General features: G+C 61.9%; 26 protein-coding genes. 12 read left to right on the top strand and 14 right to left on the bottom strand.

Annotated features, from left to right (window positions below; all coding sequences use genetic code 11):
- Positions 1–152 precede the first annotated feature (152 nt).
- Positions 153–983, top strand: coding sequence for an OmpA/MotB family protein (locus F0P96_RS03655; protein WP_151077371.1), 831 nt, complete (start codon positions 153–155; stop codon positions 981–983).
- Positions 984–1,041: 58 nt separating this feature from the next.
- Here the strand turns inward: F0P96_RS03655 and F0P96_RS03650 are convergent, their stop codons facing one another.
- The 5 genes from F0P96_RS03650 to surE form a co-directional block, all read right to left on the bottom strand.
- A complete protein-coding gene (locus F0P96_RS03650; RefSeq protein ID WP_160619982.1) occupies positions 1,042–1,587 on the bottom strand; it encodes a 2'-5' RNA ligase family protein in 546 nt (181 codons plus the stop codon).
- Positions 1,588–1,670: 83 nt separating this feature from the next.
- Entirely contained in the window at positions 1,671–3,062 is a 1,392-nt protein-coding gene (locus tag F0P96_RS03645; protein ID WP_151077369.1) for a M20/M25/M40 family metallo-hydrolase, read from the bottom strand.
- Between the two features lie 96 nt (positions 3,063–3,158).
- Positions 3,159–3,701 carry a SixA phosphatase family protein gene (locus F0P96_RS03640; RefSeq protein ID WP_151077368.1) on the bottom strand — a complete coding sequence of 181 codons (543 nt, stop codon included), beginning with the start codon at positions 3,699–3,701 and terminating at the stop codon, positions 3,159–3,161.
- Between the two features lie 59 nt (positions 3,702–3,760).
- Positions 3,761–4,780, bottom strand: coding sequence for a DUF1028 domain-containing protein (locus F0P96_RS03635; protein WP_151077367.1), 1,020 nt, complete (start codon positions 4,778–4,780; stop codon positions 3,761–3,763).
- A 112-nt stretch (positions 4,781–4,892) separates the two neighbouring features.
- Positions 4,893–5,771 (bottom strand): 5'/3'-nucleotidase SurE, encoded by an 879-nt coding sequence (gene surE, locus F0P96_RS03630; protein WP_420840942.1) that lies wholly within the window; start codon positions 5,769–5,771, stop codon positions 4,893–4,895.
- 123 nt (positions 5,772–5,894) lie between these two features.
- Here surE and F0P96_RS03625 point away from each other — a divergent pair, with 123 nt between their 5' ends.
- The 6 genes from F0P96_RS03625 to F0P96_RS03600 all read left to right on the top strand — a co-directional run bounded on the left by F0P96_RS03625 (position 5,895) and on the right by F0P96_RS03600 (position 11,397).
- On the top strand, positions 5,895–6,611 hold the full coding sequence (locus tag F0P96_RS03625; RefSeq protein WP_151077365.1) for a hypothetical protein: 717 nt from the start codon (positions 5,895–5,897) through the stop codon (positions 6,609–6,611).
- Between the two features lie 90 nt (positions 6,612–6,701).
- Entirely contained in the window at positions 6,702–7,136 is a 435-nt protein-coding gene (locus F0P96_RS03620) for a DoxX family protein (protein ID WP_151077364.1), read from the top strand.
- Between the two features lie 114 nt (positions 7,137–7,250).
- The gene (locus F0P96_RS03615) at positions 7,251–9,005 is read left to right on the top strand and encodes a M14 family metallopeptidase (RefSeq protein WP_151077363.1); all 1,755 of its coding nucleotides are present in this window, start codon (positions 7,251–7,253) and stop codon (positions 9,003–9,005) included.
- A gap of 78 nt (positions 9,006–9,083) precedes the next feature.
- Positions 9,084–9,983, top strand: a complete 900-nt coding sequence (locus F0P96_RS03610) for an ABC transporter ATP-binding protein (protein WP_235917367.1) — start codon at positions 9,084–9,086, stop codon at positions 9,981–9,983.
- A gap of 34 nt (positions 9,984–10,017) precedes the next feature.
- Entirely contained in the window at positions 10,018–10,572 is a 555-nt protein-coding gene (locus tag F0P96_RS03605) for a hypothetical protein (protein ID WP_151077362.1), read from the top strand.
- Between the two features lie 54 nt (positions 10,573–10,626).
- Entirely contained in the window at positions 10,627–11,397 is a 771-nt protein-coding gene (locus tag F0P96_RS03600) for an ABC transporter permease (RefSeq protein WP_151077361.1), read from the top strand.
- An 85-nt stretch (positions 11,398–11,482) separates the two neighbouring features.
- Here the strand turns inward: F0P96_RS03600 and F0P96_RS03595 are convergent, their stop codons facing one another.
- From F0P96_RS03595 to dnaG, 7 genes are all read right to left on the bottom strand, one after another.
- Positions 11,483–12,268, bottom strand: coding sequence for a hypothetical protein (locus F0P96_RS03595; protein WP_151077360.1), 786 nt, complete (start codon positions 12,266–12,268; stop codon positions 11,483–11,485).
- Between the two features lie 45 nt (positions 12,269–12,313).
- Positions 12,314–13,564: a bifunctional 3,4-dihydroxy-2-butanone-4-phosphate synthase/GTP cyclohydrolase II gene (locus F0P96_RS03590; protein WP_151077359.1), complete on the bottom strand. Its 1,251-nt coding sequence runs from the start codon at positions 13,562–13,564 to the stop codon at positions 12,314–12,316.
- 152 nt (positions 13,565–13,716) lie between these two features.
- Positions 13,717–14,892 (bottom strand): glycosyltransferase, encoded by a 1,176-nt coding sequence (locus F0P96_RS03585; RefSeq protein WP_151077358.1) that lies wholly within the window; start codon positions 14,890–14,892, stop codon positions 13,717–13,719.
- A gap of 13 nt (positions 14,893–14,905) precedes the next feature.
- Positions 14,906–16,117 (bottom strand): glycosyltransferase family 4 protein, encoded by a 1,212-nt coding sequence (locus tag F0P96_RS03580; protein WP_151077357.1) that lies wholly within the window; start codon positions 16,115–16,117, stop codon positions 14,906–14,908.
- Positions 16,118–16,231: 114 nt separating this feature from the next.
- Positions 16,232–17,257: a potassium channel family protein gene (locus F0P96_RS03575; protein ID WP_235917366.1), complete on the bottom strand. Its 1,026-nt coding sequence runs from the start codon at positions 17,255–17,257 to the stop codon at positions 16,232–16,234.
- A gap of 37 nt (positions 17,258–17,294) precedes the next feature.
- Positions 17,295–17,780 (bottom strand): DUF6756 family protein, encoded by a 486-nt coding sequence (locus tag F0P96_RS03570; protein WP_151077356.1) that lies wholly within the window; start codon positions 17,778–17,780, stop codon positions 17,295–17,297.
- Between the two features lie 2 nt (positions 17,781–17,782).
- Positions 17,783–19,834 carry a DNA primase gene (gene dnaG, locus F0P96_RS03565; RefSeq protein ID WP_151077355.1) on the bottom strand — a complete coding sequence of 684 codons (2,052 nt, stop codon included), beginning with the start codon at positions 19,832–19,834 and terminating at the stop codon, positions 17,783–17,785.
- A gap of 183 nt (positions 19,835–20,017) precedes the next feature.
- On the opposite strand from dnaG, the gene F0P96_RS03560 reads away from it, so the two are divergent.
- The gene (locus F0P96_RS03560) at positions 20,018–21,118 is read left to right on the top strand and encodes an Mrp/NBP35 family ATP-binding protein (RefSeq protein ID WP_151077354.1); all 1,101 of its coding nucleotides are present in this window, start codon (positions 20,018–20,020) and stop codon (positions 21,116–21,118) included.
- 66 nt (positions 21,119–21,184) lie between these two features.
- Entirely contained in the window at positions 21,185–21,481 is a 297-nt protein-coding gene (locus F0P96_RS03555; RefSeq protein ID WP_151077353.1) for a NifU family protein, read from the top strand.
- Positions 21,482–21,647: 166 nt separating this feature from the next.
- On the opposite strand, the gene F0P96_RS03550 is transcribed toward F0P96_RS03555, so the two are convergent.
- Entirely contained in the window at positions 21,648–22,592 is a 945-nt protein-coding gene (locus F0P96_RS03550; protein ID WP_151077352.1) for a DUF6794 domain-containing protein, read from the bottom strand.
- A gap of 252 nt (positions 22,593–22,844) precedes the next feature.
- On the opposite strand from F0P96_RS03550, the gene fahA reads away from it, so the two are divergent.
- A complete protein-coding gene (gene fahA / locus F0P96_RS03545; protein WP_151077351.1) occupies positions 22,845–24,128 on the top strand; it encodes a fumarylacetoacetase in 1,284 nt (427 codons plus the stop codon).
- A gap of 91 nt (positions 24,129–24,219) precedes the next feature.
- Here fahA and F0P96_RS03540 read toward each other — a convergent pair whose 3' ends face one another.
- On the bottom strand, positions 24,220–24,828 hold the full coding sequence (locus tag F0P96_RS03540) for an SET domain-containing protein (RefSeq protein WP_151077350.1): 609 nt from the start codon (positions 24,826–24,828) through the stop codon (positions 24,220–24,222).
- A 294-nt stretch (positions 24,829–25,122) separates the two neighbouring features.
- Here F0P96_RS03540 and F0P96_RS03535 point away from each other — a divergent pair, with 294 nt between their 5' ends.
- Both F0P96_RS03535 and F0P96_RS03530 read left to right on the top strand, forming a co-directional pair.
- Positions 25,123–26,280, top strand: coding sequence for a zinc-dependent alcohol dehydrogenase (locus F0P96_RS03535; protein WP_151077349.1), 1,158 nt, complete (start codon positions 25,123–25,125; stop codon positions 26,278–26,280).
- A 13-nt stretch (positions 26,281–26,293) separates the two neighbouring features.
- Positions 26,294–26,848: a hypothetical protein gene (locus tag F0P96_RS03530; RefSeq protein WP_151077348.1), complete on the top strand. Its 555-nt coding sequence runs from the start codon at positions 26,294–26,296 to the stop codon at positions 26,846–26,848.
- The last annotated feature ends 53 nt before the right edge of the window (positions 26,849–26,901 follow it).

Below are 26,901 nucleotides of genomic sequence, written 5' to 3'. Positions count from 1 at the left end.
GGAGGAAGAAGCCGTACAAGGTACGCCGGCTTGCCAGAGGATGCAACGCCCGGGCCGATTTCGGGGGCGCAAAACGCAAGCCCGACAACTCCGCTTCCCGCCTCGTCGTACCCCCGGCAATGCGTTGCAAGTCTCACCACACCTTATCAGTCATGAAATTTCCCTTCTCTGGTGCCTTGCCAGCCGCCGCGCTGCTGCTGGGCATGGCGACGTTGCCGGGCTGCGTGTCGCAGAAAAAATACACCGCCCTCCAAAACCAGTACAACGACGCGGCCAAGTCGCGCGACCAGCTGCAGGTAGAAAAAACCGCCCTGGAGCAGGACAAAGCCCGCTCTGAAGAAGAGCTGCGGCAGCGCTTGGTGTCGCGCAGCCAGCAGGTAAACCAGCTCAACCAAAGCCTGAGCGGAGCTGAGCAGCAGAACTCCCAGCTCTCGGCCAACCTCAAGGACCGGGAGCAGCGCTTGGCTGACCTGCAGAACAAGCTCGACGAGAAGGACCGCGCCGTGAAAGCCCTGCGCCAGCGCGTGGCCGACGCCCTGCTGGGCTTTAACGCCCAGGATCTGCAGGTGAACCTGAAAAACGGAAAGGTCTACGTTTCGCTCTCGGAACAGCTCCTCTTCAAATCGGGCTCGACCAAAGTGGACCCCAAAGGCCAGGAAGCCCTCAAAAAACTGGCCACGGCCCTGAAAGGCAACCAGGATGTGAGTGTGCTGGTGGAAGGCCACACCGACAACGTACCCATTGCCAAAGGCACGGCCGGCATGAAAGACAACTGGGACCTGAGCGTGCTGCGGGCCACGGAAATCACGCGCATCCTCACCGAATCGGGCCTGGGGGCCAGTCAAGTAACGCCGTCGGGCCGCGGCGAAACCCTGCCGGTAGCGGCCAACACGACGCCCGCCAACAAGCAGATGAACCGCCGCACCGAAATTATCCTGACGCCCAAGCTCGACGAGTTGTTCCAGATTCTGGAGCAGAACTAACACGGCAGCGACCCAGCGAAAAAGCCCCGCTATGCGTTGTAGCGGGGCTTTTTCGTTGTTAGATAATGGGTTGATGGCCTAATTGAAATTCCTGCACCGGCGCCCACTGGTGGCCGTTGTGACGAAAGAGCACGAAGCTGTGCACGGCAAAGGCGGCCGAGAAGTGACGCTGCGCAAAGTCGTCGCGCAGGGCGGGCACTAGGGCTGGCGGTAGGTCGCGCGTGGCCAGGGTCATGTGGGGCGTGAAAGGCCGCTTTTCGCGGGGAATTTCGGGCAGCTGGCTCGCGCAAAACGCAGAGAGACCCGCCTGAAAAGCCTGGATAGCCTCGGGCTGGCTGACGTGCACGAACAACGTGCGGTTGCCGAACCAGGCAAAATCGTCCAGTGCCACTTCGAATGGCCCTTGCGCAGCTGCAAACGCTGCCAAGGCCGGCACGGCGCGCGGCTCGAACGCGGCGGGCACTTCCCGAAACGGCGGAATGAGGGTGATATGCGGCGGCAGGCGCACGGCGTTGCGGGAGCCGGTGCGCTGCTGGACCTCCTGCTTGAGCGCCCAGACCTGCGAAAACACGGGCTCGGGCGGCAGCACCGCTACCAAATACAAAGCCGGCGGAATACGTGGGGGTTCGACTGCGGAATTCACAGCCATTCCAACGCATTCCGCCGGCTCTGGGGTTACGGCAGCGCCTACAGCCCGTACTTGCTCAGCAAGTAAATGAGCGACGCCATGCCCGCGCCGCCCAGTTCCAGCTCGCGCCGGTGCACTTTGTCGAAGGTATCGGCGGCGGTGTGGTGAAGGTCGAAGTAGCGCTGGGAGTCGCAGTCGTAGCCGATGAGGGCTTTCACCTGGTCTTTCAGCGGACCGATGTCGGTGCCGCCGTGGCCGGGGCCAATTTCCTGGGCGTGGTAGGGCGCCAGCAGCGGCGCCCACTGCTGCACCCGCGCCACGGTGGCGGGCTGGGCCGCTTCTACCCCAAAGCCCCGCGGCGTAAACCCACCGCCGTCCGACTCGATGGCGGCCAGGTGCTTTTCGCCGGCGGCTTTGGCCAGCTCGGCGTACTTGGTGCCGCCGCGGTTGCCGTTTTCTTCGTTCATGAACAGCACGGCCCGCACGGTGCGCTCGGGCCGCAAGCCCGAGGCCAGCAGCAGCCGCAGCGCCTCAATACTTTGTACGCAGCCCGTGCCGTCGTCGTGCGCGCCCTGGGCCAAGTCCCAGGAGTCGAGGTGGCCGCCCACCACAATGATTTCATCGGGGCGCTTTGTGCCTTTGATTTCGCCCACCACGTTGTAGGATTTCACCTCGGGCAGGGTCTGGCAGCTCATTTCCAGCTCAAACTCCAGGTTGGGGTCGGCTTTCAGGGCCTGGCTCAGCCAGTCTGCGGAATTGGTGCTGAGCGCGGCGGCGGGCACTTTGGGCACCTTTTCGTCGTAGCGCATGGCGCCGGTGTGCGGAAAGTCGTCGTGGGCGCTGGTCATGGAGCGCACCAGGGCGCCCACGGCCCCGCGTTTGGCCGCTTCAATGGCCCCGCGGCCGCGCTGGTCCACGGCCCCGCCGTAGGCCGCGCCGGGCTCAATGAGCTTGTCGTCGAAAGGGCGGTTGAAGAACACGAATTTGCCTTTTACCTGCGCATCGGGCAGCTTGGCCAGTTCGTCCCAGCTGCGCACTTCCACCACGCCGGCCTTGGCATTGCCGCCCACCGAGCCGCCCAGAGCGCACAGGTTGATTTTGGGCGTCTTGCCCAGCTTTTTCGATTTCACTTCGGCCTTTTCCTTGGCCCCGCGCACCCAATGCGGCACTATCACCTCCTGCAGGTACACGCGGTCGAAGCCGAGCTTTTCCATCGTCTGCTTGCCCCATTGCACGGCCTGCTCGGCCTGCGGCGAACCGCTCAGGCGCGCGCCGATGGTGGTGCAAAGGGTGCGCAGGTTGTCGTAGCTCTGGCCGTGCAGCAGCGCCTCGTCGTAGATTTTGCGGATGTTGACGGAGTCGGTTTTGGCGTCGGCAGTGGTTTGGGCCTGCGCCGAAAAAGACGTTAGGCCAAGCGCGAAGGAGCCGGCCACGAGGAAGCGGTGGAGCATGGGAAAGGAGAAATAGCAGCTTGGTAGTTGGCGACTATCAAGGAATGAGCAGAAAACGAATGGCCGCAAAGCTACACCGCTACGGGCGCGCCGAAATTATTGCGCAGCCCCGTAGCGCAGTGCCCGGGCCGTGGCCGGCCGGTCGTTCGACGGAATGGTTACCTCAAACAGGTAGTTGAATTCGGAATCGGCAATGCTGGGCACCGGGCGCGGCGCCCCCAGGGCTTCGATGGTTTCGAGCACCGTGTTGGAGTGGCCTACTACCACCACGGCTTTGCCGCGGGGCAGCGTCCGAATTTGCTTGGCCAGCGCCGCCAGTCCCACGGGTTTGGCGTCGTAGGTCTGCACGTCCAGCTTTTTGGCTTCGGCCAGTGGCTGCACCGTGGCGCGGGTGCGCTTGGTATCGGTGGAGAAAATGGCCGTGACAGGGCGGCGCTGCAGCGAGTCGCGCAGGGCTAGGGCACGCTGCGCGCCGGCAGCCGTCAGCGGCGGGTCTTTGGGGTCGAGGGCCGTGTCTTTTTCGCCGTGGCGCACCAGGTATACAATAGTGGAAGCGGCCGAGCCGGCCGGTTTGGTAGACGAGCAGCCGCTCAGCCACAACGTCAGCAGCAACAGCAAACCACGAAACAGCAGGAACATAGGCAGGAGAATCAGCGAAAAACGAGGAATGAAGACGGTTGCGGGCTGCTAAAGCTGCATCATTTCAGGGCTAAAATCTGCTTTAGCTCGGCTTCGCTCACCGTGAGCAGCCCTACTTTGGGCAGGCGCTCGGTGAGGGTGCGCCAGTTGGGCTCCTGCTTAAAAATGGGCAGCAGCAGCTTTTTGGCTTCGGCCACCTGCCCTTTGTTGGCCAGCGTGATGGCGTGCCAGTAGCGCATTTCCAGGTTCTGCGGAAAGGCTTTTTCGGCGGCCTGGTACTCGCGCACGGCGGTGGGCATGTCGTTTTTCTCCACGGCCAGGTCGCCGGCGTTCATGTGGTCGTAGGCGCGCTGCAACTGCAACAAGCGACGCAGCTCTTTGAGCGGCGCGGGGTTGTCTTCCACCCGCAAATCCACTACCCGGTCGTCCCAGGGCGCGTTGCTGGCCTGCCCGCGCACCACCAGCAGGGCCGCCGATTGGCGGCCGCGGATGTCGCCGCCGGCTACCTGGGCCGCGTCGAGAGCAGCCAGCACCCGCTCGGGCAGCGGCTGAGCGGCGTTTTGCTCGTAGGCGGTGGCCATGGCCGGCCACACGGTGGCGTTCAGCATCATGTTGGCCTGCACCGAAAACTGCGGGCCTTGCTGGTGCCCGGCCATGTCGACGCACTTTTTACCGGTGTGCGTGGCCACGTTGCCTTTGCTATCCACAATGGCCACTTGGCGCACGTCGCGGCCGTCGTCGGTGGCCAGCAGCTCGTCGAGGGCTTGCTGGGCGGTTTTGCCGCTCTTCAGCAGGGCCAGCCCGCGAGGACCAAAGGATTTGTTGACGAACGACTGCGTGGCCACTACGCCCACGCCGGCTTCGCCCCAGCTCACGGCCGTGCCCACCGAAAACCAGTGGCTTTGCACGGCCACAGCCATGTCGCCGGTCTTGGCGTCGCGCGCAACGATGGAGAATGTGTGGGCGAAGGGGTCGTGGTAGGCGTACACTTGCTGGGCGTGCGCGGCGGCAGCGGTCAGCAGCAACGCACCGGCTACCAGCAGGCGGCGCAACGAGAAAAAGGAGGAAAAAGGAGGCATGACAGCACAGAAGATGAGTCCGCCAAGATACGCGCCAGCCAACATTGCGCCGCCCCTCTTGGCGCCACAAAAAAGCCCCGACACTGTATGCCGGGGCTTTTTCATGTACTTCCTAGCCGTTGGGATTGGCTGGGCCGTAGTCTTCGGGGCGCACGGGGTGCGGGTGCGCCGGCACCGGCGCGGCCGGTTGGCCGGGCAGTTCCAGGGTCCAATTTTCGTTCATCTGAGTCAGGCCGTGCAGGGCGGTGAGGTCGAACTGGCAGGGCACGATGCTGATGTAGTTGTGCGCCAGCGCCCATTCGTCGGTGTCGGTGCCGTGGTCTTCGTTGACGAAATTGCCCAGCAGCCAATAGTAGGGCCGGTTATACGGGTCGTTGCGCACCAAAAACTCTTCCTGCCACTTGGCGCGGGCCTGGCGGCAGAGCTTGGCGCCCACAATCGGGTCGTCCGACTTTTTGGGAATGTTCACGTTCAGGGCCGTGCCGGCCGGAATGCCGTTGGCCAGGGCTTCGCGGGCAATGTGCTCGATCCAAGGCTCGGCGTGCGTAAAATCGGCATCGTGGGCGAAGTCGCAGAGCGAAAAGCCGATGGCGGGCAGCCCTTCGATGGCCGCTTCGATGGCCGCCGACATGGTGCCCGAATACAGCACGTTCACCGACGAGTTGGAGCCGTGGTTGACGCCCGACACCACCAAATCGGCGGTGCGGTCTTTCAGCACGTGGTGCTTGGCCACTTTCACGCAGTCGGCGGGCGTGCCCGAGCACTCGTAGGCCTCCACGCCCTCGAAGCGGTAGTTGCGCTCCAGCCGCAGCGGCTCGCCCAGCGTAATGGCGTGGCCCATGCCCGATTGCGGCGAGTTGGGCGCCACCACCACCACTTCGCCCAGGCGCTGCATCACGCGCACGAGCGTGGCAATGCCGGCCGATTGAATGCTGTCGTCGTTGGAAATCAGAATCAGCGGCTGGGAGGCGGTTTTGCGGGTCACGGGCAGTAGGGCTGGGTGGCAAATCGAGCGGACAAAGGTAGCCGCTCCCCTCCATACGGCTGGGCCGGGCAGGCCGATGCCACCGCTCAGCGCCCAAACCAGTTCGGATGGGCTGCGTAGGTTTACGCCATGCTTTCTTCCCGCTCTTCTCCCCTGCTGCCGGCTGCGTTGCGCACAATGGCGGGCGCAGCGCTGGCCGGTGCGCTGTTGCTAACGGCCTGCGAGCCAAACCGCCGTCCCGCCCAGGAGCCCGCTGCCCCGCGCCCACCCGATTCCGCCACTATAGCCACTCCCGCCCCAGCCGATGCCGCCCCGACTGCCCCCGCCGCTGCGGCCGTCGATGCCAAGGAACGCGCCTACTATACCCTTAGCCGCGGCGCCATCGGCCAGGATTTTATCCGGCTGAACATGCGCGAGCAGGAGCTACTGGAGAAGGTGCCGAAAGCGCAGCTCAAACGGATAACCCGCGAAATGGAAGGCATCGAGTACCCGGCCTACGAGCTGCGCAACCCGCAACATCCCGAGGCGCCGCCCACGATTCTGGAGCTGGCCGAGGACATGGCCGGGCGGCCCGGCCTGCGCATCTGGCGCATCGAAATTCAAGACCCGCGCTACCGCACCGCGCGCGGCGGCATCGGCATTGGCAGCACCTACGGCGACGCCCGCCGGGCCTACGGCGTGCAAACGGTGGAATTGGCCGACGCCGGGCTGGTTGCCGTTTCGGAAAGCGTAAACATGTCATGGAAACTCGATGCCTCGGGCATCCGGTTTCCCGCCGGCCGGCCCCTGCTCAAAGAAGATGTGCCGCCGGCAACGCGCATCACCGGGATATTGCTTTTCCGCTAACCCTCCCGCGCAGCGCGTGTAAATCCGCGCGTAGTTATGTACTTTGGCGGTTGCCGATCCTGTTTTGCACCTCTTTTACGCTTGCTTTCCATGCCGCTGCTCGAGAACCGCTACCGCACCGCCGACACGGGCCTGCTGCTGCTGCGCTTGGGATTGGGCGTCATGTTTGTGCTGCACGGCTACCCCAAGCTGATGGGCGGCCCTGAGAAGTGGCTGACGCTGGGCCAGGAAATGCAGCACCTCGGCATTGCCTTCGCCCCCAAAGTGTGGGGGTTTATGGCGGCCGTTACCGAAACCATTGGCGGGCAGCTGCTGGTGCTGGGCCTGTTTTTCCGCTGGGCCTGCGTGGCGTTGCTCTTCACCATGGTGGTGGCCGCCGTGTCGCACCTGGCGCAGGGCGAAGGATTCGGCGACTACTCCCACGCCGTCGAATCGGGCATTGTGTTCCTGGGGCTGACCTTCATCGGTCCCGGCAAGTTCAGCATCGACCAAACGCTGTTTCCGCCCCGTCGGCGCCTGTTTTAGGGCGTTTTCCGGCCTTTGTTTATTCCCTGAACCTCGTGGTGCCCCGGCTGCGTAGCCGGGGCACCACGCATTTTCGGCGCGGCGTAGCATCTTGCCGGTCCGAACACCTGAATCATGCTTTTCCCGCTTTTGCTCGTTACGGCCTTGCTGACTTCTTCCACTCCTGCCGCCGACTGGCGCACGCCCTTTGAACGCGGCAACGGCAACACCACCGCCACCTACGCCGAGTGCATCGACTACTACAAACGCCTCGACGCGGCTTATTCCGAAGTAACCATGCGCGAAGTCGGCCTAACAGACAGCGGTGAGCCGCTGCACGAGGTGGTGGTGTCGCTTGATGGCGACGCCGACCCGGCCTCGGTGCGGCGTAAAAACCGGCGCATTGTGTTCATTCAAAACGGCATTCACCCCGGCGAACCGGAAGGCATCGACGCCTCCATGATGCTGGTGCGCGACTATCTGCAGCAGCAAAAACTCCGCGAGCAGCTGCAGAACGTGACGCTAGTGGTCGTGCCGGTGTACAACGTCGACGGCATGCTGAACCGCAACAGCACCACCCGCGTGAACCAGAACGGGCCCGAGCAGTACGGCTTCCGCGGCAACGGCCGGCACTACGACCTCAACCGCGACTACATCAAGCAGGAGTCGCGCAATGCCCGCTCGTTTGCCGAGCTGTTTCAGCGCTGGCGGCCCGAGGTGTTTGTGGAAACCCACACTTCTAACGGAGCCGACTACCAGTACACCATGACGCTCATTGCCACGCAGAAAGACAAGCTGCACCCCGCCCTGAGCCAGTACCTGCAGCAGCGCCTGCTGCCTGCGCTGTACCAAGGCATGGAGAAGCGCCAGTGGCCCATGACGCCCTACGTCGATTTCGAGGGCCAGACGCCGGAAAGCGGGCTGATCGGGTTTCTGGAGTCGCCGCGCTACTCCACCGGCTACGCGGCGCTGTTCAACACCATCGGTTTCATGCCCGAAACGCACATGCTGAAGGCCTTTAAGCCCCGCGTGGAATCGACTTACGCACTGCTCGACGAGGTCATCCGTTTTGTGCACCGCGACGCCGCCGCGCTGGCCGCTGCCCGCGCCGAAGCCGACCGGCAGCTGCTTGCCCAAACCACCTTCCCGCTCACCTGGCAGCTCGATAAGTTGGCGGCCGACGAGGTGCAGTTCCGCGGCTACGAGGGCCGCACCCGCCCGAGCGAGGTCAGCGGCCTGCCGCGCCTGTACTACGACCGAAAGGCCCCCTTCACGCGGCCCGTGAAGTATTACAACACCTACCGACCGGTGGTATCGGTGGCGAAACCCGCGGCCTACCTGATTCCGCAGGCCTGGGAAACGGTGATTGAGCGGCTGCGCCACAACGGCGTGCGCCTGCAGCGCCTCACCGCCGACGCCACGCTGGCCGTGGAGGCGCAGTACATCGAGGACTTCCAGACCAGCCCCCGCCCCTTCGAGGGCCACTATGTGCACAGCCAGGTGAAGCTGCGCCCCGAGCGGCAGCAGCAGCACTTCCGCCGCGGCGACTACGTGGTGCCCCTCGACCAGCCCAACGTGCGCTACATCGTGGAAACGCTGGAGCCGCAGGCCACCGACTCGTTTTTCGCCTGGGGTTTCTTCGACAGCGTGCTGCAATCGAAAGAGCACTTCTCCGACTACGTGTTCGAAGACCTGGCCGCTGAGGTGCTCCGCCGCAACCCGCCGCTCCGCCAGCAGCTCGAAGACAAAAAACGAACCGATTCGGCCTTCGCCAATGATGCCGCCGCGCAGCTGGACTGGGTGTACCGCCGCTCCGAGTACGCCGAGCCCGGGTACCGCCGCTACCCCGTCGTGCGGCTGACGGGCGGCGAGAAGCTGGCGGTTGAATGAGCCATGCCGAATGGAATACGACGACAAGAGTTGTGGATTCCGTCTTACTGCATTCCCTCACATCAGCCCATTGACATCATGTCCGTCCTCGATTTCGACAACCTAACCAAGCGCTACGGCCGCACCACCGCCCTTCGCGAGCTGACGCTGAGCATTCCCGAAGGCAGCGTGTACGGCTTGCTCGGGCCCAACGGCTCGGGCAAAACCACCACGCTGGGCCTGGCTTTGGGCGTGCTGCAGCCCTCGGGCGGCACCGTACGCTGGTTTGGGGCCCCGGCCACGGCCGCTACCCGCCGCCGGGTGGGCGCCTTGCTCGAAACGCCCAACTTCTACCCTTACCTCTCGGCCCGCCAAAACCTGCAGATTGCCGCCGACGTGAAGCAGACCGACGCCCGCAGCCTCGAAGCGGCGCTGGAAACCGTGGGCCTGGCGCAGCGGCAGCGCGAACCCGTCAGCGGCTTTTCGCTGGGCATGAAGCAGCGCCTGGCCATTGGGGCGGCGCTGCTAGGCCGGCCCGAAGTGCTGGTGCTCGACGAACCCACCAACGGCCTCGACCCACAGGGTATTGCCGACGTGCGCGCCCTCGTGCAGCGCCTCGCCGCCGAGGGCCGCACCGTCATCATGGCCAGTCACCTGCTCGACGAGATTGAAAAAGTTTGCACCCACGTAGCGGTGCTGCATCAGGGGCAGTTGCGCTCGGCCGGCCCCGTAGCCGCCAGCCTTGCCACCGCCGACCGCGTGGTGCTGGGCCTAGCCCCCGGCACCGCCGCCGACGTGTTGCGGGCGGCCCTCAGTAGCCTGCCTTTCGTGCAGGACGTGCGCCCCGAAACCGACGGCCGCGTGAGCTGCGCGCTGGCTATCGGCCATTCGCCGGCCTCGCTCAACCAGGCGCTGTTTGCGCAAGGTTTGGCGCTGGCCCACCTTGAAATGCGCCACCGCCGCCTGGAAGACCAGTTTTTGGAACTGATAAAGAATTAAGCATCAGCCCGCATAAATATTTAAAAGAAAATATATGTCCAGAAAAGTAAATAAGAGCATGCTGATTCTCGCAACAGCATTTGCGTTTTCAGCATCCTTGATTGGGTGTCGTTCAAAAGAATCAGAATTAAAAGAAGACCTCTACGTCTGGGATAACTCAACTCTCATCAGAACCTTGCCCGCAAGCACTATTATCGTTTTCGGCAAACACGCCAAGGTCGCCGAGGGCAACAACAGCGTCCTCATAATTGAAAAGGAGACGCTGCCACTATTCAAGCCTGAAGGAAGAGAGATAATGGATCTGGCTTCCGGGAGAAATTTACTAATCGAATTGAGCGCCAAGGATAGCCTAATAACCCCAACTTACTTAGGTCATTCAAAAATATACCGCGAAATCCTAGGTATGACACCCAGGCGGGGCCTGAATAATTTAATACCGAATGAAAGCATTCAAATAAAAAAACTATCCAAAAACCGATGGAAGATTATATCAAACCTATACGATTTTGAGTTTGATGGCGAATTCTTCTTCGCGAATTCACGGGCGGATTCCTCTTCCATAAAGAGCCACCACAAACAACTGCTGTAACCCACAGCATCCTTTGGTTCTGCTTTCAAAGCGTACGTTCACCCCCTTCCAAGCATGCTCCGAACCGAACTTCGCAAACTCTTGCCCTACCGCACGGTGTGGGTTATTCTGGTGCTGTTTGCCGTGCTGTTCGTCGGCTTTGTGTCGGCCGGCAGTTCCTTCACCGTCAACGGGCAGCGCATGGGCGACACGCTCTACGCTTTTCCCGAGCTGTGGCCGCGCCTGGCCTACGTGGCGCACTATTTCACTTTGCTGCTGGGCATTCTGCTCATCATTCTCATCACCGACGAATTTCAGTTCCGCACCTTCCGCCAGCAGGTCATCGACGGCCGCTCGGTGGGCGACCTGCTGGTGGCCAAGTTTGCTGTATCGGTGGGCTTGGTACTCTTCGGAGTGCTGGTGGTGCTAGCAGCCGGCGTCTACTTCGGGCTGATTCGCGGGGCGCAGGCCCCGGCTTCGGGCGCCGTAACGGCCCAGCTGCCGGCCGTGGCGCTGTATGCGGTGCAAACCCTCGGCTACCTGGGGCTGGCGGCTTTGCTGGCGGTGCTGGTACGGCGCAGCGGGGCGGCCATTCTGCTGTTTCTGCTCTACGTGTGGGTGGCCGAGCCGCTGCTGCGCTACCTGCTCCTGCCCGACGTCATCGACCAATACATGCCTACCAAAGTGCTGGGTGCCCTCACGCCCACGCCCGGCCAGGAAATGCTCACCTCCATGGTGGGTGCCAGCGGCGACCTGCTGCCCAGCCAGGCCCTCCCAATTGCCCTGGCCTACACAGCTGTTTTCTGGGGCCTGAGTTACCTGCTGCTTCGGAACCGGGATTTGTAGCGGTCCACAAAACCCCATAAAACACGCAACGGGCCCCGCGGCTGGCGGGGCCCGTTGCATTTAGTAGCAGAGCCGTATGCGGGCGCTATTGCTCGGGCTGCTTGCGCAGGGAGTTGGCGTAGTTCACCAGGTAAGCCAGTTCGTGGGCGTCGGTGAAGCTGAGCTTGTTGGTCTTGGCGTATTGTTCAAGCTGCCGGGCTTCCTTGCTGAAATAAGCCAGCAGATCCTTCTTGGGGTTGCGCAGCTCCACCACGTTGCCCTGCGGCGTACCGAGGAAAAAGTAGTCCCGGATGTCGGTGTAGTACCCCACGGGCCCGCGCGGCAGCCCGTAGCCGTAGCCCGCGTAGTAGGGGCTGCTGTTGACCATGCGCTCTACCAAGGCTTCGCGCCGCAGCAGGATGACCGGCCCGGTGCTGAGCTGCTCGAAAAACGCAGGCGTTTTGAAGTCGGAATAGTCGTTGCCTTTGTCCCAGCGGTAGGTACGAAACACCCGCACCAAGGCCGTGTCGCGCCGCTGCGTAGGGCGCGGCCCGTTCCAGTACGGGTTGCCGTTGTAGTAGCCACGCCGGGAGTCGTAGAAGTTGTAGTAGTCGTAATAATCGTTGTCGCGCTGGGTTTTCTCGCCTTTCACGGCAAACAGCTTTACCGCCACCGCCGACACCGTGCGCACCGTTTGGTCGGGCAGCGTCACCAGCACCACGTCGCGGTCGGCATGAAAGGTAAGCGGGCCGTTGAGGGTGTCGCCGGAGGCCAGCAGCACGGTGCTGCCGGAAAACTCCTGCACCAACGCCCGCTGGGCCATGGCCGGCCACCGGCCGCCGACGGCCACCAACAGGAAGACTACCAAAAAGCGGCGGCGGGGCGTTTTCATCGTGATAAAAGATACGATGAAAACGCCCCGCCGCCGCAATAAGTGCTAAGCCGCCGGCTGATTTTCGGGCGCTTTGGCCGGATGCGGTCCGCGGTCCTTGGCCAGAATAGTATGGCCCAGTTTGTCGCGCTTGGTGGTCAGGTATTGCTCGTTGTGCTGGTTGGGCACTACTTCAATGGGCACGGTGTCCACAATTTCGAGCCCGTAGCCGATGAGGCCGGTGCGCTTGCGCGGGTTGTTGGTGAGCAGCCGCATTTTGGTGATGCCCAGGTCGCGCAAAATCTGGGCGCCCACGCCGTAGTCGCGCTCGTCCATGCCGAAGCCCAGCTCCAGGTTGGCTTCCACGGTGTCGCGGCCCTGCTCCTGCAGCTTGTAGGCTTTCAGCTTGTTGAGCAGACCAATGCCGCGGCCTTCCTGGTTCATGTACACCACCACGCCGCGGCCTTCGCGCTCAATCTGCTGCATGGCGTGGTGCAGCTGCGGGCCGCAGTCGCAGCGGCACGAGCCGAAAATGTCGCCCGTCACGCAGGAGGAATGCACGCGCACCAGAATCGGTTCGCCGGGCGTCAGCTCACCTTTCACCAAAGCCAGGTGCTGGGCACCGTTGGAGCGTTGGGTGTAGGCGTAGAGGTCGAAGTCGCCGTACTCGGTGGGCATCTTCACCGAAATTTCGCGGTGAATCAGGCTTTCTTTGTCGAGGCGGTACTTGATGAGGTCCTGCACCGAAATCAGCTTCAGGCCCCAGTGGTTGGCAATTTGGCGCAGCTCGGGCAGGCGGGCCATTTCGCCGTCTTCCTTCAGAATCTCCACCAGCACGCCGGCCGGCTCGAAACCGGCCAACCGGGCCAGATCCACAGCGGCTTCGGTGTGGCCGGCGCGGCGCAGCACGCCTTCCTTGCGGGCTTTCAGCGGGAAAATATGCCCCGGCTTGCCCAGCTCGTCAGGCTTGGTTTCGGGGTCGATGAGGGCCAGGATGGTCTTGGAGCGGTCGGAGGCCGAAATGCCGGTCGTCACGCCGTTCTTCAGGAGGTCCACCGATACGGTGAAGGGCGTGGCGTGCAGGGCCGTGTTGCGGCCCACCATCAGCTCCAGGCCCAGCTCTTCGCACCGGTCTTCGAGCAGCGGCGCGCACACCAGGCCGCGGCCGTGGGTGGCCATAAAGTTGATGACTTCGGGCGTGGCGCAGCGGGCGGCGCAGATAAAGTCGCCTTCGTTTTCGCGGTCTTCGTCGTCGACCACCACTACTACTTTGCCGGCCCGGATGTCGGCAATGGCGTCTTCAATGGAATCAAGCATAGCGGGGAGCAGGCTTGCGGGAATGTGCGGCCGGGCGGGCCAGCCGCGGGGTGGGGAAGCTTTCCGTTGACAACCGCCAGCGGCGGGGCGAAGTTACAGGACCGGCCGGCAAAAGGCGGCAAACGCCCGGGGAGGTGCTCCAGCAAGCCGTATTAAAGCCTCAGCAAATCGGCCAACCGCTCGGTAGACGCTTCCCAGTTGTACTGCTCGCGCACGAATTCGCGGCCGTTGGCGCCCAGGCCGGCGGCTTCGGTGGGCTTTTCCAACAGGTGCCGCACGTGCGCGGCCAGCTCTTCGGTGGTGCGGCCCACGAGCACGTGCTGGCCGGCGGTGGCGTGCAGGGCGTTGTTGGCCAGCGGGGTCGTCACGCTGGGGCGGCCCATGGCCATGGCTTCGAGGAGCTTGTTCTGCAGACCGGTGCCGGTGCGCATGGGGGCCACAAACACCCGCGCCGAGGCGTAGGCCGTGCGGATATCGGGCAGCCAGCCGCTGACCTGCACGTGCGCGGAGCGCAGCGCCAGTACCCGCGCGGCAGGCGTGGTACCGGCCAGCAGCAGGCGGGCCTGCGGGTGCTGCTGGTGCACGGCGGGCAATATTTCCTGGGCCAGCCACTCGGCGGCTTCCACGTTGGGGTGGTAGGCCATGTTGCCGCAGAACACCAGCTCGTAGGGTTCGTCGGCGGGGGTGGCGCCGGGCCGAAAATGCTCGGTGTCGATGCCGTTGGGCACCACCTGAATGCGCTGCCGGTCTTCGTGGTCGATGAGCTGCCGGTCCTGGTCGCTGATGATGGTGTGGTGGCGAAACCAGGCGAAGCACTCGGCTTCGTACTGCTGCAGGCGGTGGGCTTCGAGGGCGAAAACGGGGCGCTGCCAGACCGGGGCTTTGGCGGCGCGGCGCGTCATGCCGGTCGAAAACACATCCATGTAATCGAGCGTCATGGGCAGTTGCGCGGCGTAGGGCCGGGCGTACTCGGCCATGCGAATGAGCTGGCAGTAGAGCCGCTCGGGCGCAAACTGCTGCACCACGGCGGCCAGCTGGCGGGCGGCGGCGGCATCATAGAAATAACCGACCTGGAATGGCCAGCCCTTCAGCACCCCTAGGCCCATGTTCAGCCCAATGCCGGGCTTGCGCAGCCGGTGCACGTGCACCCCGCCGGCGCACAGCGGCGCTACGGCCGCGTGGGCTTCGGGCGTCACGTCTTCGTCGGTGAGGGCGAAGAGGCACACCTCGAAGCGGCGGGCCAGGTGGCGCAGTTGGTGAAACGCACGCAGCTTGTCGCCTTTGTCGAGCGGGTACGGAAAGCGGGAAAGCAGAACGAGGAGCTTCATTGGGGGCGCAAACTTACGCCTTCGCGCCTATCTGCTCATACAAGGCCACAAAACGCGCCACCACGCGGGCGTTGTCGTAGAGGTTTTGGGCGGTGAGGCGGGCCTTCTGGCCCACGCCCTCGTGGCAGAATTCGCCCTCCACGTACTTGCCGATGCACTCAATCCAGTCGCCGGGGTCGTCGCACACGATGATATCTTCGAGGTGGCGCACGGCAATGCCTTCGGAGCCCAGGCCGGTGCTGATGATGCACTTGCCCATGGCCATGCCCTCGATGATTTTGACGCGCATGCCGCCGCCCGACAGCAAGGGCACAATCATCACCTCGTTTTCCTGCATGAAGCGCGGGGCCGAATCGACGAAGCCGTGCATGTGCACGCCGGGCTCGTGCAAGCGCTCAATGTGGGCGGGCATGTCTTTGCCAGCTACGTGCAGTTCCAGCGCGGGCCAGCGGCGCTTGGCGCGGGGCCATACTTCGGCCAAAAACCACTCCAGCCCTTCCACGTTGGGCCGCCAGTTGAGGGAGCCGAGGAAAAACAACGACTTCGGCTTGGGCTTGATGCTGGGGTCGGGCTGAAAACGGGACAAGTCGACACCGGCCGGAATGAACACCACCGGCTCCTGGCAGCCCAGTTGCAGCAGCCGGCGCTTGTCGGGCTCGGTAATGGCGGCAATGGCCGAAAAGCGCGGCAGATACTGCTGCTCGAAACGGCGCAAGCGACGGGCCAGATGGCGCAGGTAGGTGGCTTTCAGCGGGTGCCGCTCGTTGCGGGCCAACTGGTCCCATATTTCGTGCTCCACGTTGTGGGCGCGCAGCACCACCGGCGTGTGCGGGGCCACGCGGCGCACCACGTCCACGTACCACGCCACAAAGGTACCTTCGATCTGCACCACGTCGAAGGTTTCGGTGCGCAAGAGCTGCTCCAGCCGGGCCGCGAAATCGGCCGACATGAACCGCTCCACGTTGTAGGGCGTGCGGCGAAACAGCAGGTTGCGCAACGCGGCCACGGGCGAAAGGCTCGTGTCCACGTCCACCGTCACCAGCCGCGCATTCGGGCCGAGGTGGTCGAGCACGGTAGCGTCTTGCCGGTGCTTGGGGGTGTTGGCGGCCAGCACCGTTACGCGGTGGCCGGCGCGCACCAGCCCGGCCGCAACGTCGTACATGGCAATGGCCCCGCCGTCGTGGGGCGGAAAAGGCACGCGCGGGCATATTTGCAGGATATTCACGGCAGGGCGTAGCTAACGAACTACAAATATAGCCGGCAGGAGCGCGAACCGGGTAGTTCGCTTGCCAGAACGGCCATATGGTGCAGAACACGCGAACCGCACAGCCCGCACTGCTTACCGCAACCGAAACTCGTCGACGACGGTGGCAATCTGCGCGTCGGTGCCGAGCAGCAGCAGCACGTCGCCGGGCGCAGGGCGGGTGTCGGCCGACGGGCTGACGACGAACTGGCCCTCGGCGGGCTTCAGGCCGATGACGGTGGCGCCGGTGCGGGACCGGATGTCCAGCTCGCGAATCGACAGGTTGCGCACCTCGGGGCGCATGTCCTGGTAGCCCAGCTCTTCGAGGCGCAGCTTGTTAGGGCCCAACCCGCTGATCATTTCCAGGAAGCGAATCACCTCGGGCCGCGTGATGAGGTTGGCCATGTGCGAGCCGCCGATTTCGTCGGGCATCACCACCGAATCGGCGCCGGCGCGCAGCAGCTTGCTCTCCGAGGTTTTGAGCGAGGCCCGGGCAATGATTTTGAGGCGCGGGTTCAGCTCGCGGGCCGTAAGCGTGACGAAAACGTTGTCGGAATCCTTGGGCAGGGCTGTAATCAGGGCCGTGGCCCGCTCGATGCCGGCCTGGCGCAGGGCTTCGTCGGTGGTGGCGTCGCCAAACACCACGGGCACCTGCTCGTGGCCGAGCGTATCGGCCACGGCGCGCATGAGCTCCTGGCTTTGCTCGACTACCACCACGCGGGCGCCGTTGGCGCGCAGCTCGTGGTAGGCCTTGCTGCCGTTGCGCCCGAAGCCGCACACGATAACGTGGCCCGAAATGCTCCGGATTTCCTGATCGGTCATAAACATCTTGAAGAGGTTGCGCAGCTCGCCGTCGAAAATATAGGTGGTGAGCACCGACACCAAGTAGGCCACCACCACGAGGTTGTAGATGATGTAGAGCGCCACGAACAGCTGCCCGTTCGAGGACAACTTCCGCACCTCGCCGAAACCCGTGGTGCTGATGGTGATGATGGTCATGTAGAAGGCCTCCATCGCGGTGTAGCCTTCGATGAGCATGAAGCCCACCATGCCAATGCCCATGCTCAGCACCGACAGCACAATGGCGACGAGCAGGCGGCTCAGGTTGGCGCGTTTCCACATGGGGCGAAGGTAGCTTGTAGCTATTGTCTCCCGGTAATTAATGCAAGTCGAAGGCTGATTTTAACCTTTTCATCTTTGGAATGACGCTGCCCAATCCTGTTAATACACTGTGGTCAGTTTCGCACAAAAGCCACTCATATTTTTTTGAAACGATATAATATTCAAAATGATAAAACTCACTGATGACCTGTTGAATGGGGTTTATAGTGCCTTCAAAAAGCCAGAATTTACTTGGGTCTCTATCAGTATCGCATCCGATAAACCAAACCGGTTCTTCAGCATCAACTAATTGGCTTAATTGCTCGAAAGCCATTCCATCTTCAAAAAAAATACTGACTTGCTGCCCCTTAAAAGATTCCCACCACCAGTTAAACTTGGTGTTGGAATCGGTTTTGATGATGAAAGCTGCTTCAATCCGCTTCATGATGGAAGGCCACGCATGTATGCCCACCGCGTCGAATTGATCGGCTGTAATTCCAAGCGCCCGCGCCAGATTCAGAATATCGCCCTTGAACCCAGGCATATTCAGCGCGAAATAATCGTTCCGAGCAACCCCGCCAGCTGCATATCCAGCTGCTTCAAGGACTTATAAATGGCCATTTGGGCCAGGTATTCCTCGATGTTGCTCGGGTCCAGCTCGTTCATGGCGGCGAGGCAGTCGCCCAGCTCGCGCTCCACGTTGCACTTGTTGAGGCGCAGAATGGCGTTGTCGCAGGCTTGCTGGAGCAGGTCAATTTCGCGGGGCACGTATATGCTGTGCGTAATCCAGTTCGGGCTCAGCTCCCAGGGGTCCGTCACCAGGTCGCTGATGGCGGCGCGGATGTCGGCGCGGTGGTGGCGCACCAGCTCGCGGGCGTCGGGGAACTTGCCTTCGGCCAGGGTTTCGCGGCACAGGTGCAGCAAATCGGCGAAGATGGGCGTGCGGAAGGGCGTTTCGTCGGTTTGGCCGAGCAGGTAGGCGGCCACGCTCACGCCCTCGTGCAGCGGCTGAGCGGGGTAGTTGAGCACCAGGCGCACGATTTCGCGCTCCACCGACATCTGCACGTCGGGGATGGTCTCGGTTTCGTAGCCCGACTCGTCCTCCATGATGCCGTAGGCCTCGTCGGGCATCGCGTCGTCGGCGGGGCGCTGGCTCAGGCCGGTGGGCGTAACCACGGTTTGCGAGGGCGCGTGCTGGCCCGTGCTCGGCGAACGGCTGCCACCGCCGCTGTGTGGCCGGGCGCTGGGCGCGTTGCTGCTGGCGGCGCGCGGGCCGGGCGCGGTTTGCTTCACCAGCTTGTTGTATTCGCTGATAAGCACCTGCTCGTCGATGTGGAAGGCCATCGAGGTTTGCTGCAGAAACACCTGCCGCTTGAGCGGATCGGGCACTTTAGCAATGCTCTGGAGCACTTCCCGAATGGCCTCGGCCTTCTTCACCGGGTCCTGCGCGGCTTCACGGGCCACGAGCTGGGTTTTGAAGGTGATGAAGTCCTGACTTTGCTCTTCCACAAATTTGCGGAAGCGCGCGTCGCCCACCTTGCGGATGTACGAGTCGGGGTCGTCGCCGTCGGGAAACAGCACCACGCGCACGTTCAGGCCGTTTTCCAGGATGATGTCGAGGCCGCGCAGGGCTGCTTTTACGCCGGCCGCGTCGCCGTCGTAGAGCACGGTCACGTTGTCGGTGTAGCGGGCAATGAGCCGGATCTGGCCCTCGGTGAGCGAGGTGCCCGACGAGGCCACCACGTTTTTGACGCCGCCCTGGTAGAGGCTGATGACGTCGAGGTAGCCCTCCACGAGGTAGCACAGCTCTTCCTGCCGAATGGACTGCTTGGCCTGGTAGAGGCCGTAGAGCACGTCGGACTTGTGGTAAATCTCCGACTCGGGCGAGTTCAAATACTTGGCCCCGGCCTTTTCGTCGCGGCGCAGAGTGCGCGCGCCAAAGCCTACCACACGGCCCGAAACGTTGTGGATCGGGAACATCACGCGGCCCCGGAACCGGTCGTAGCGGCGGCCGTCTTCCTCACGCTTGATGACGAGGCCGGTTTTTTCGAGGTACTTCACATCGAAGCCGGCCTGCTGGGCTTCGGTGAGTACGTCGTCCCACTTATCGAGCGAGTAGCCCAGCTCAAAGGTTTCGATGGTAGCCTGGTTCAGCCCGCGCTCCTTCAGATACGCCCAGCCGATGCTCTCCCCTTCCTCCGACTCCTGCAGTAGCTTTTTGTAGCGGTTTTTGGCCCAGTCCGACACGATGAACTGCGAGTCCCGCTCGTTCTGCGCCAGTTGCTGCTCGGGCGTTTTCTCTTCTTCCTTAATCTCGACGCCGTACTTCTTGGCCAGCCACTTGATGGCCTCGGGGTAGCTGGCGCCCTCCACGTCCATCACAAAGCGCACCACATCGCCGGCCTTGCCGCAGCCGAAGCACTTGTAGATGCCCTTGGCCGGCGCCACCGAAAACGAGGGCGACTTTTCGTGGTGAAACGGGCAGCAGGCCCACAGATTCTGTCCCTTTTTCTTGAGCGTCACGAAGTCGCCCACCACCTCCACAATGTCGGCGTAGTGGAGAACTTGGTCGATGGTTTCTTTGGGAATGAGGGCCACGGGCGAAGAGTAAGCGGAATGGAGTGCAAAGGTACGGCAGGAACCAGCTCACCTCCTTTTTGTAGTGCAAGTCGGCGAAGCTAAGCAAGGGAGTTTGTTCTGGTGGCTTCGCCGAACCGTCGCCACGGTTTCGGGTTTATCTTTGTGCTTCGGCCGGCTTACAGGCCGCTCGAATTCCGACCTATGAGCATTACCCAAGAAGACGTTCTGAAAGCCCTGAGCTACGTCGAGGAGCCCGATTTGGGCAAAGACCTCGTCACGCTCAACATGATTGAGGACGTGCAGATTGATGGCCTGAACGTGACGTTCACCGTGATTCTGACCACGCCCGCCTGCCCGCTGAAAGACCTCATCCGCAACGCCTGCGTGCGCGCCATCACCACGATGGTGAACAAAGACGCGCAGGTGACGGTGAACATGACCTCGCGCGTGACCAGCATGCGCCAGAACCGCGACATCCTGCCCGGCGTGAAGAACATCATTGCCATTGCCTCGGGCAAGGGCGGCGTGGGCAAAAGCACCGTTACGGCCAACCTGGCCGTGGCCCTGGCCCGCACCGGCGCCAAAGTCGGCCTCGTCGATGCCGATATCAGCGGCCCTTCGATGCCCACCATGTTCAACGTGGAAGACTCGCGCCCCCACGTGTACCAAGGGCCCGATGGCCGCAACCTGATCGAGCCCATCGAGCAGTACGGCATCAAAATCATGAGCATTGGGTTCCTGGCCCCGGCCGAATCGGCAATTGTGTGGCGCGGCCCCATGGCCTCGTCGGCGCTCAAGCAGTTCATTACCGAAGTCGACTGGGGCGAGCTGGATTACCTGTTGCTCGACTTGCCCCCCGGCACCTCCGACATTCACCTGACCTTGGTGCAGACCGTGCCTGTCACGGGCGCCGTCATCGTAACCACGCCGCAGAAAGTGGCCCTGGCCGATGCCCAGAAGGGTTTGCAGATGTTCCGCCAGCCGCAGATCAACGTGCCGGTGCTGGGCGTGGTCGAAAACATGGCGTGGTTCACGCCCGCCGAGCTGCCCGAGAACAAGTACTACATCTTCGGTGAAGGCGGAGGCCGCGCGCTGGCCGAGAAGCACCAGGTACCGCTGCTGGGCCAGATTCCGCTGGTGCAGAGCATCCGCGAAAACGGCGACGAGGGTATTCCCGCCATCATGCACCCCGGCACGCCCACGGCCGAGCTGTTTACGCTGCTGGCCGAGGAAGTAGCCCGGCAGGTGTCCATCCGCAATGCCGTGGCCCCGCGCACCAACGTGGTCGAAATGAAGTCGTAGCCCGTCGAGCTTCCCCGCTTCGGCAAAAAGCCCGAACTTCACGGTTGATTTCCTTGTTTTAGCAGCATGTCCGTTTCCGCTTCTCTTCTTGATCATCCGCTGTTGCCGCGCATCGAGCAGGCCCTCGACGGCATCCGGCCCTACCTGGAAGCCGACGGCGGCAACGTGCGCGTGCTTGATATTTCGGATGATATGGTGCTGCGCTTGGAGTTGCTGGGCGCCTGCGGCACCTGCCCCATGTCGCCGATGACGCTGAAAGCCGGCGTGGAAGAATCGGTGAAACGGGCCGTACCCGAAATTCGGGCCGTGGAAGCCGTGAACGTGGCTACTACGCTGCAGCCCGCTGGTCAGGAAGGCCGCTAAGTACGTTTTTGCAGTAGAGCCGCGCCCCGCTTCTGCCGTTTCGGCGGAGGCGGGGCGCGGTGGTTTTTATTGGAATACGACATGGATTTATTCAATGATTCCAATTAACATTTTTGATTCAACTATTGCCAGAGCTACTTAAACTCATGCAATACTGGTCTTTTTATCATTGTACCCACTTTCGCCAACCTTCATTATTATTATGAAGCCAATCGTAGTAAAACGCCAGTATCAATGCAGACATAGTATCTGGATGATTAACTTTTTTATCGAGGAAATATTTCGAAAGCCTTGAACCACCCCAAAGGCCCCAAGCATTTCTAAGAGTCATACCTAAGTCGTGATGGTATTTAATAGTTTCTTCTTTACTCTCCAGACTTTTTATTTCTACCTTACTATTTTCAGAAAGCATTTTATCCAATTGAATAAAACAGTCCTTTAAATCCTTAGGCACGTAAATACCATTCAGTGTATCTTTTTTAACCTTAGCCAAAAACTCCTGCTCTTCTTTTCTTTGGATTGCGTGGTACTGCTTAATCTGTTCTTCAAGTCTGACATCCTTTTTATTCAGATAACGATGATAAGAAACGAGTATTGTATTATAAATTGAATAAGACTCATGCAATCCTATTTTATTAAAGTACTGTGTCAGCCTTGAGCCATCATACAATTTCCATGCATGAAAAAAATCAATTCCATTTCTGAAAGACTGATTGCAATAAATACTGTCTTCAGGCAAGGTCTTAATTAATAGAATTTCATCATCGGGCATCGTTCTATCAAGCAGAGAGTAACACTCATTAAGAGCCTTTGGTATTGGAAGTTCATACACATTTGGTTTCTCCTTAGTTTGTCCAAAAGTGACTAGGTGGTAAATTACTAGTATCGTGGTAATTAAAGCTTTCATATTCGATTTAAATATGGCAGTAAACATCCGTATGGCCAGTACTCCGAAAATATTGAATGGCACGTATAATACCAACACCAGCTTGCGACCCCACGCTTCCCCATAGCCGCAGCAGTAACCAGCAACAGGCAAGCCCGCCAAGATAGCGGCTGGGACAGGTTTTGCCCGAGGAAGAAAGACGCCCCGCCAGTCAGAGCCGGTCAAATTGAGCCGAAGTCCCCCAAGACTCCCGGCACCCCGGCAGGGCCCGGGGGAAGTCCCCGAGAGGGTACGGGGCGCCGGGATGCCTCGGGGGAAGTCCCCGAAGTCTGCCGGGGAGCCGGGAGCCTTCGGGGACTTCCCGCGGGCAGTGCCGGCTGCCCGTACCGCCTCGGGGACTTGCTCCTGACCGTTTGCGCGCCGCCGCAGGCGCCGGCCGCCTATCTTTGCCCGTCTCCGCATTCCACTCTGCTCGTCATGGCTAACCCCAACAACCCCGCACTCCGTTCCTGGATTGACATTCCGCCTCACAGCGACTTTCCCATCCAGAACCTACCCTTCGGCGTGTTTACCACCGAGGAGCGCGGCACCCGCGTGGGCGTGGCCATTGGCGAGTACGTGCTCGATTTGTACGCCGTAAGCCAGTTCGGCTTTTTCCGAGGGCTCGATCTGCCCACCGAGCCGAAGGTATTCCGACGCCGCTCGCTCAACAGCTTCATTCGGCTGGGGCGGCCGGTGTGGCGGGCCGTGCGCCAGCGCGTGAGTGAGCTGCTGCGCCACGACAACCCGGAATTGCGGGACCACGAGGAAGCCATGCGCACCTGCCTCATCCGGCAGCGCGACGTGCAGATGCTGCGCCCGGTGAAGCCCCAGAACTACACCGATTTCTACTCCAGCATCGAGCACGCCACCAACGTGGGCATCATGTTCCGCGACCCGGCCAACGCCCTGCTGCCCAACTGGAAGTGGATTCCCATCGGCTACCACGGCCGCATCAGCAGCATCGTGGTCAGCGGCACCGATATCCGGCGGCCCAACGGCCAGCGCAAGGCCCCCGATGCCGCTGTGCCCACTTTCGGCCCCTCGCAGCAGCTCGATTTTGAGCTGGAAGTGGCCTTCGTGGTGGGCCAGGGCACCAAGCTCGGCGACACCGTGCCCATCGGGCAAGCCGAAGACCACATTTTCGGGCTGGCCCTGTTCAACGACTGGAGCGCCCGCGACCTGCAAAGCTGGGAATACGTGCCGCTGGGGCCGTTTCTGGGCAAAAACTTCGGCAGCAGCATCTCGCCCTGGGTCGTTACGCTCGACGCGCTGGAACCCTTCCGCGTAGCCGGCCCCGCACAAGACCCCGCGCCCCTGCCCTACCTGCACCAAACCGGCCAGCACAACCTCGACATCAACCTGGAAGTGTGCCTGGCCCCGGCCGGCGGCCCCGAAACCACTATCTGCCGCTCCAACTTCAAGTACATGTACTGGAGCATGGCCCAGCAGCTCACCCACCACGCCTCCAACGGCTGCAACCTGGAAGTGGGCGACCTGTACGCCTCGGGCACCATCAGCGGCCAAAGCCCCGATTCCTTCGGTTCAATGCTGGAGCTGACTTGGCGCGGCACCAAGCCCCTAACGCTGCCCGACGGCTCGCAGCGCAAGTTTATCCAAGACGGCGACGCGGTAATCATGCGCGGCTACTGCGAGCGAAACGGCCTGCGCATTGGCTTTGGCGAGGTGCGCGGCACAGTGCTGCCGGCCTCGGAGCTATAAAGTCAGCACTCTGGTTATTTGCCTACAAGAGCCGGCCCAAGGGTCGGCTCTTTTTGGTTGTACAACGTTTGGGGAGGTCGTTGGTGGCGTGCTAGCGCAGCGCGGGCACATCCTGGCCGTGGTAGTAACAGTTTACGATGGAGTCCATGGGCGCCTGACCCGCGGCCACGGCTTGCACTTTGGCGGCATACGCCGGCTCAATTAAGCCCACCAGGGGCTGCGCTACGTGGTGGAAGTGGCGAAAAGCCTCGATGAGTTGGGCGTCCCAGGCAGCGTGAAAGTGCAGCAGGTCATTGGGAAGTACACGGGTGCGGGGGCTGCCGGGCTCGGTCAGCGCGTCGAACGGCTCCCACACGTTCAGGTACCCGTAATCGTCGGTGAGTTCCTCCCCGGGCTGAATATCGCGCACGGCCAGCTCGAAGTTGTAGGCCGTCGACACCAGGCTGGAGTTGAAGGAATGGTTGACGAAGCGGGCGTTGTCCCAGCACAGCACCAGGTTGCCCGCCGCGTCGCGGTAGCTGTACTTGTTGAGAATGTCCTTGTGCAGTTGGTCCAGTGCCCCGACCTGCGCCGGGCTGAATACTTGGTCGAACGCATCGAAGGCCCAGCAAATGGTGCCTTTCGGAATGAACTGTGTGGCAACGACGCCGTAGCCGATTTCGGAGGAAATGAAGCGAAGTTCCGTGTGCGGGTGAATCATGGGCCGGGTGGAAAAGGCGGATGAAGAGCGCGCAACTTTGCTTGATACGCGGCCGCGGGCAAAATGACCGACATGGAGCGCCTCACGGGCCTTTAGGGCCAGCGCGCACGCGCCGAGAGGATGCCCACAAGCGGCAGGATGACCTCGCGTTTGCCTTTGGCATACTCGACAGTTGTAACCTTGACTTACGCCAGCAGTACTACTTGCATACCGCTGCCACCGGTTGCAAGCTTGCGTTGTTCGCGCACTGGCGGCTGTGGTGTCCAGCATTCCTTCTCCTAAAACCAAACACCTATGCTAGCCATGGAATACCGGGGCCCCAAAAGGGTCCGTGCCGTGCAGAAACCCATGCCGGAAATCAAGCATCCGCAGGATGCCATCGTGAAAGTGCTGCGCACCTGCATTTGCGGCTCCGACCTGCACCTCTACAACGGCAACGTGCCCGACACCCGCGTGGGCTCCACTTTCGGCCACGAATTCATCGGCGAGGTCGTGGAAATCGGCTCGGAAGTGACCAAAGTGAAAGTGGGCGACCGGGTGATTGTGCCCTTCAACATTGCCTGCGGCGAGTGTCACTTCTGCCGCCAGGGCATGTTTGGTAACTGCCACGAGTCGAACACCGAGGCCACCGCTGTAGGGGCTATTTTCGGCTACTCGCACACCGCCGGCGGCTTCAACGGCGGGCAGGCCGAATACGCCCGCGTACCCTACGCCAACGTGGGTCCGACCATCATACCCGCCGGCATGGACCTCGACGATGCCGTGCTGCTGACCGACGTGGTGCCCACCGGCTATCAGGCCGCCGAAATGGCCGGCATTCAGCCCGGCGACACCGTCCTGGTGTTCGGCGCCGGCCCTATCGGCATCATGGCGGCGCGTTGCGCCTGGCTGTTCGGCGCCGGCCGCGTCATGATTGTCGACCAGGAAGACTACCGCCTGGAGTTTGCCCGCAACTATTCCTATTGCGAGGCCTACAACTTCAAGGAAATTGGCGACCCGGTGCTGTTCTTCAAAAAGGCCACCGACTGGCTCGGTGCCGACGTGGTTATCGATGCCGTAGGTGCCGAAGCCGCCGGCAACACCATGCAAACCATTACGGGCCGCAAACTGCTGCTGCAGGCCGGCTCGGCCACGGCGCTGCACTGGGCCATCAACTCGGTGAAGAAAGGCGGCGTGGTGTCGGTAGTGGGCGTGTACGGCCCCACCGACAACCTCGTGCCCATCGGCAACGTGCTCAACAAAGGCCTCACCATTCGGGCCAACCAAGCTTCGGTGAAACGCTTGCTGCCGCGCCTGATTGAGCACATCCAAAACGGCGTGCTCAACCCCAAAGCCCTGATTACGCACCGCATTCCGCTGGAGGAAGTGGCCGACGGTTACCGCATGTTCTCCGCTAAGCTGGACAACTGCATCAAAACCGTGATGATTCCTCCTACTGCCAACCACCAATAACGCCGCCCCGACTATGGAAAGCAATAAGATCAACACGCCCATCGACCCCAAGCAGATCAAGGGCTGGGGCATTGATGCCGACCCCAAAAACGACCCCACCTACCCCATGCGGCAGCCCCGCATGAACATCACCCAGGACCCCGACTACAAGCACCGGCCCGAGTCGCTGCAGCCGGTGGACACCGAGGTGCTGCGCTCGGTAGAGCGGCCCAACGTATCGGCCGTGTTCGGCACGCCGGAGCCGCCCAAGGGTCTGAGCGGCCTGATTCGGCGGGCGGCCTTCCATTTCAGCGAAAACGAATACGCCCACTGGCTGCCCCTGCTTTTGGCCGACCGCGTGGACGTGGTGGAAGGCGTGCTCGACGATTTGGTGCACGGCAAACTACCTAACATCTACGCCGAAAAAGGCTACCCCGTGGAGTGGAAGCACAACCGCACCAGCCTCATCCTGAAGCTGACCACGGTGGCAGCCGTGGCCACCGGGGCCTTGGTGTTGCTCAGTTCCAACGGCAAGAAGTCGAAAAAGCGCAAAGGCTACCGCAGCGCTTACTACGACGACCAAGCCTAAGAAAGGCCTGAACACAAGCTTTATCAAAAAGCCCGACCGGTAAATTACCGGTC

The organism is Hymenobacter busanensis (genome assembly GCF_008727865.1).
Lineage (GTDB): Bacteria > Bacteroidota > Bacteroidia > Cytophagales > Hymenobacteraceae > Solirubrum > Solirubrum busanense.
The sequence above is the reverse complement of the archived record's forward strand: the minus strand, read 5'-3'. Positions and strand labels throughout refer to the sequence as shown.

What these genes read in the sequence shown, in the direction of transcription:
- F0P96_RS03655 (WP_151077371.1), top strand. Translation starts at nt 153, where the DNA reads ATGAAATTTCCCTTCTCTGGTGCCTTGCCAGCCGCCGCGCTGCTGCTG.
- F0P96_RS03645 (WP_151077369.1), bottom strand. Translation starts at nt 3,062, where the DNA reads ATGCTCCACCGCTTCCTCGTGGCCGGCTCCTTCGCGCTTGGCCTAACG.
- F0P96_RS03640 (WP_151077368.1), bottom strand. Translation starts at nt 3,701, where the DNA reads ATGTTCCTGCTGTTTCGTGGTTTGCTGTTGCTGCTGACGTTGTGGCTG.
- F0P96_RS03635 (WP_151077367.1), bottom strand. Translation starts at nt 4,780, where the DNA reads ATGCCTCCTTTTTCCTCCTTTTTCTCGTTGCGCCGCCTGCTGGTAGCC.
- F0P96_RS03625 (WP_151077365.1), top strand. Translation starts at nt 5,895, where the DNA reads ATGCTTTCTTCCCGCTCTTCTCCCCTGCTGCCGGCTGCGTTGCGCACA.
- F0P96_RS03620 (WP_151077364.1), top strand. Translation starts at nt 6,702, where the DNA reads ATGCCGCTGCTCGAGAACCGCTACCGCACCGCCGACACGGGCCTGCTG.
- F0P96_RS03615 (WP_151077363.1), top strand. Translation starts at nt 7,251, where the DNA reads ATGCTTTTCCCGCTTTTGCTCGTTACGGCCTTGCTGACTTCTTCCACT.
- F0P96_RS03610 (WP_235917367.1), top strand. Translation starts at nt 9,084, where the DNA reads ATGTCCGTCCTCGATTTCGACAACCTAACCAAGCGCTACGGCCGCACC.
- F0P96_RS03605 (WP_151077362.1), top strand. Translation starts at nt 10,018, where the DNA reads ATGTCCAGAAAAGTAAATAAGAGCATGCTGATTCTCGCAACAGCATTT.
- F0P96_RS03600 (WP_151077361.1), top strand. Translation starts at nt 10,627, where the DNA reads ATGCTCCGAACCGAACTTCGCAAACTCTTGCCCTACCGCACGGTGTGG.
- F0P96_RS03595 (WP_151077360.1), bottom strand. Translation starts at nt 12,268, where the DNA reads ATGAAAACGCCCCGCCGCCGCTTTTTGGTAGTCTTCCTGTTGGTGGCC.
- F0P96_RS03590 (WP_151077359.1), bottom strand. Translation starts at nt 13,564, where the DNA reads ATGCTTGATTCCATTGAAGACGCCATTGCCGACATCCGGGCCGGCAAA.
- F0P96_RS03585 (WP_151077358.1), bottom strand. Translation starts at nt 14,892, where the DNA reads ATGAAGCTCCTCGTTCTGCTTTCCCGCTTTCCGTACCCGCTCGACAAA.
- F0P96_RS03575 (WP_235917366.1), bottom strand. Translation starts at nt 17,257, where the DNA reads ATGTGGAAACGCGCCAACCTGAGCCGCCTGCTCGTCGCCATTGTGCTG.
- F0P96_RS03570 (WP_151077356.1), bottom strand. Translation starts at nt 17,780, where the DNA reads ATGCCTGGGTTCAAGGGCGATATTCTGAATCTGGCGCGGGCGCTTGGA.
- F0P96_RS03560 (WP_151077354.1), top strand. Translation starts at nt 20,018, where the DNA reads ATGAGCATTACCCAAGAAGACGTTCTGAAAGCCCTGAGCTACGTCGAG.
- F0P96_RS03555 (WP_151077353.1), top strand. Translation starts at nt 21,185, where the DNA reads ATGTCCGTTTCCGCTTCTCTTCTTGATCATCCGCTGTTGCCGCGCATC.
- fahA (WP_151077351.1), top strand. Translation starts at nt 22,845, where the DNA reads ATGGCTAACCCCAACAACCCCGCACTCCGTTCCTGGATTGACATTCCG.
- F0P96_RS03540 (WP_151077350.1), bottom strand. Translation starts at nt 24,828, where the DNA reads ATGATTCACCCGCACACGGAACTTCGCTTCATTTCCTCCGAAATCGGC.
- F0P96_RS03535 (WP_151077349.1), top strand. Translation starts at nt 25,123, where the DNA reads ATGCTAGCCATGGAATACCGGGGCCCCAAAAGGGTCCGTGCCGTGCAG.
- F0P96_RS03530 (WP_151077348.1), top strand. Translation starts at nt 26,294, where the DNA reads ATGGAAAGCAATAAGATCAACACGCCCATCGACCCCAAGCAGATCAAG.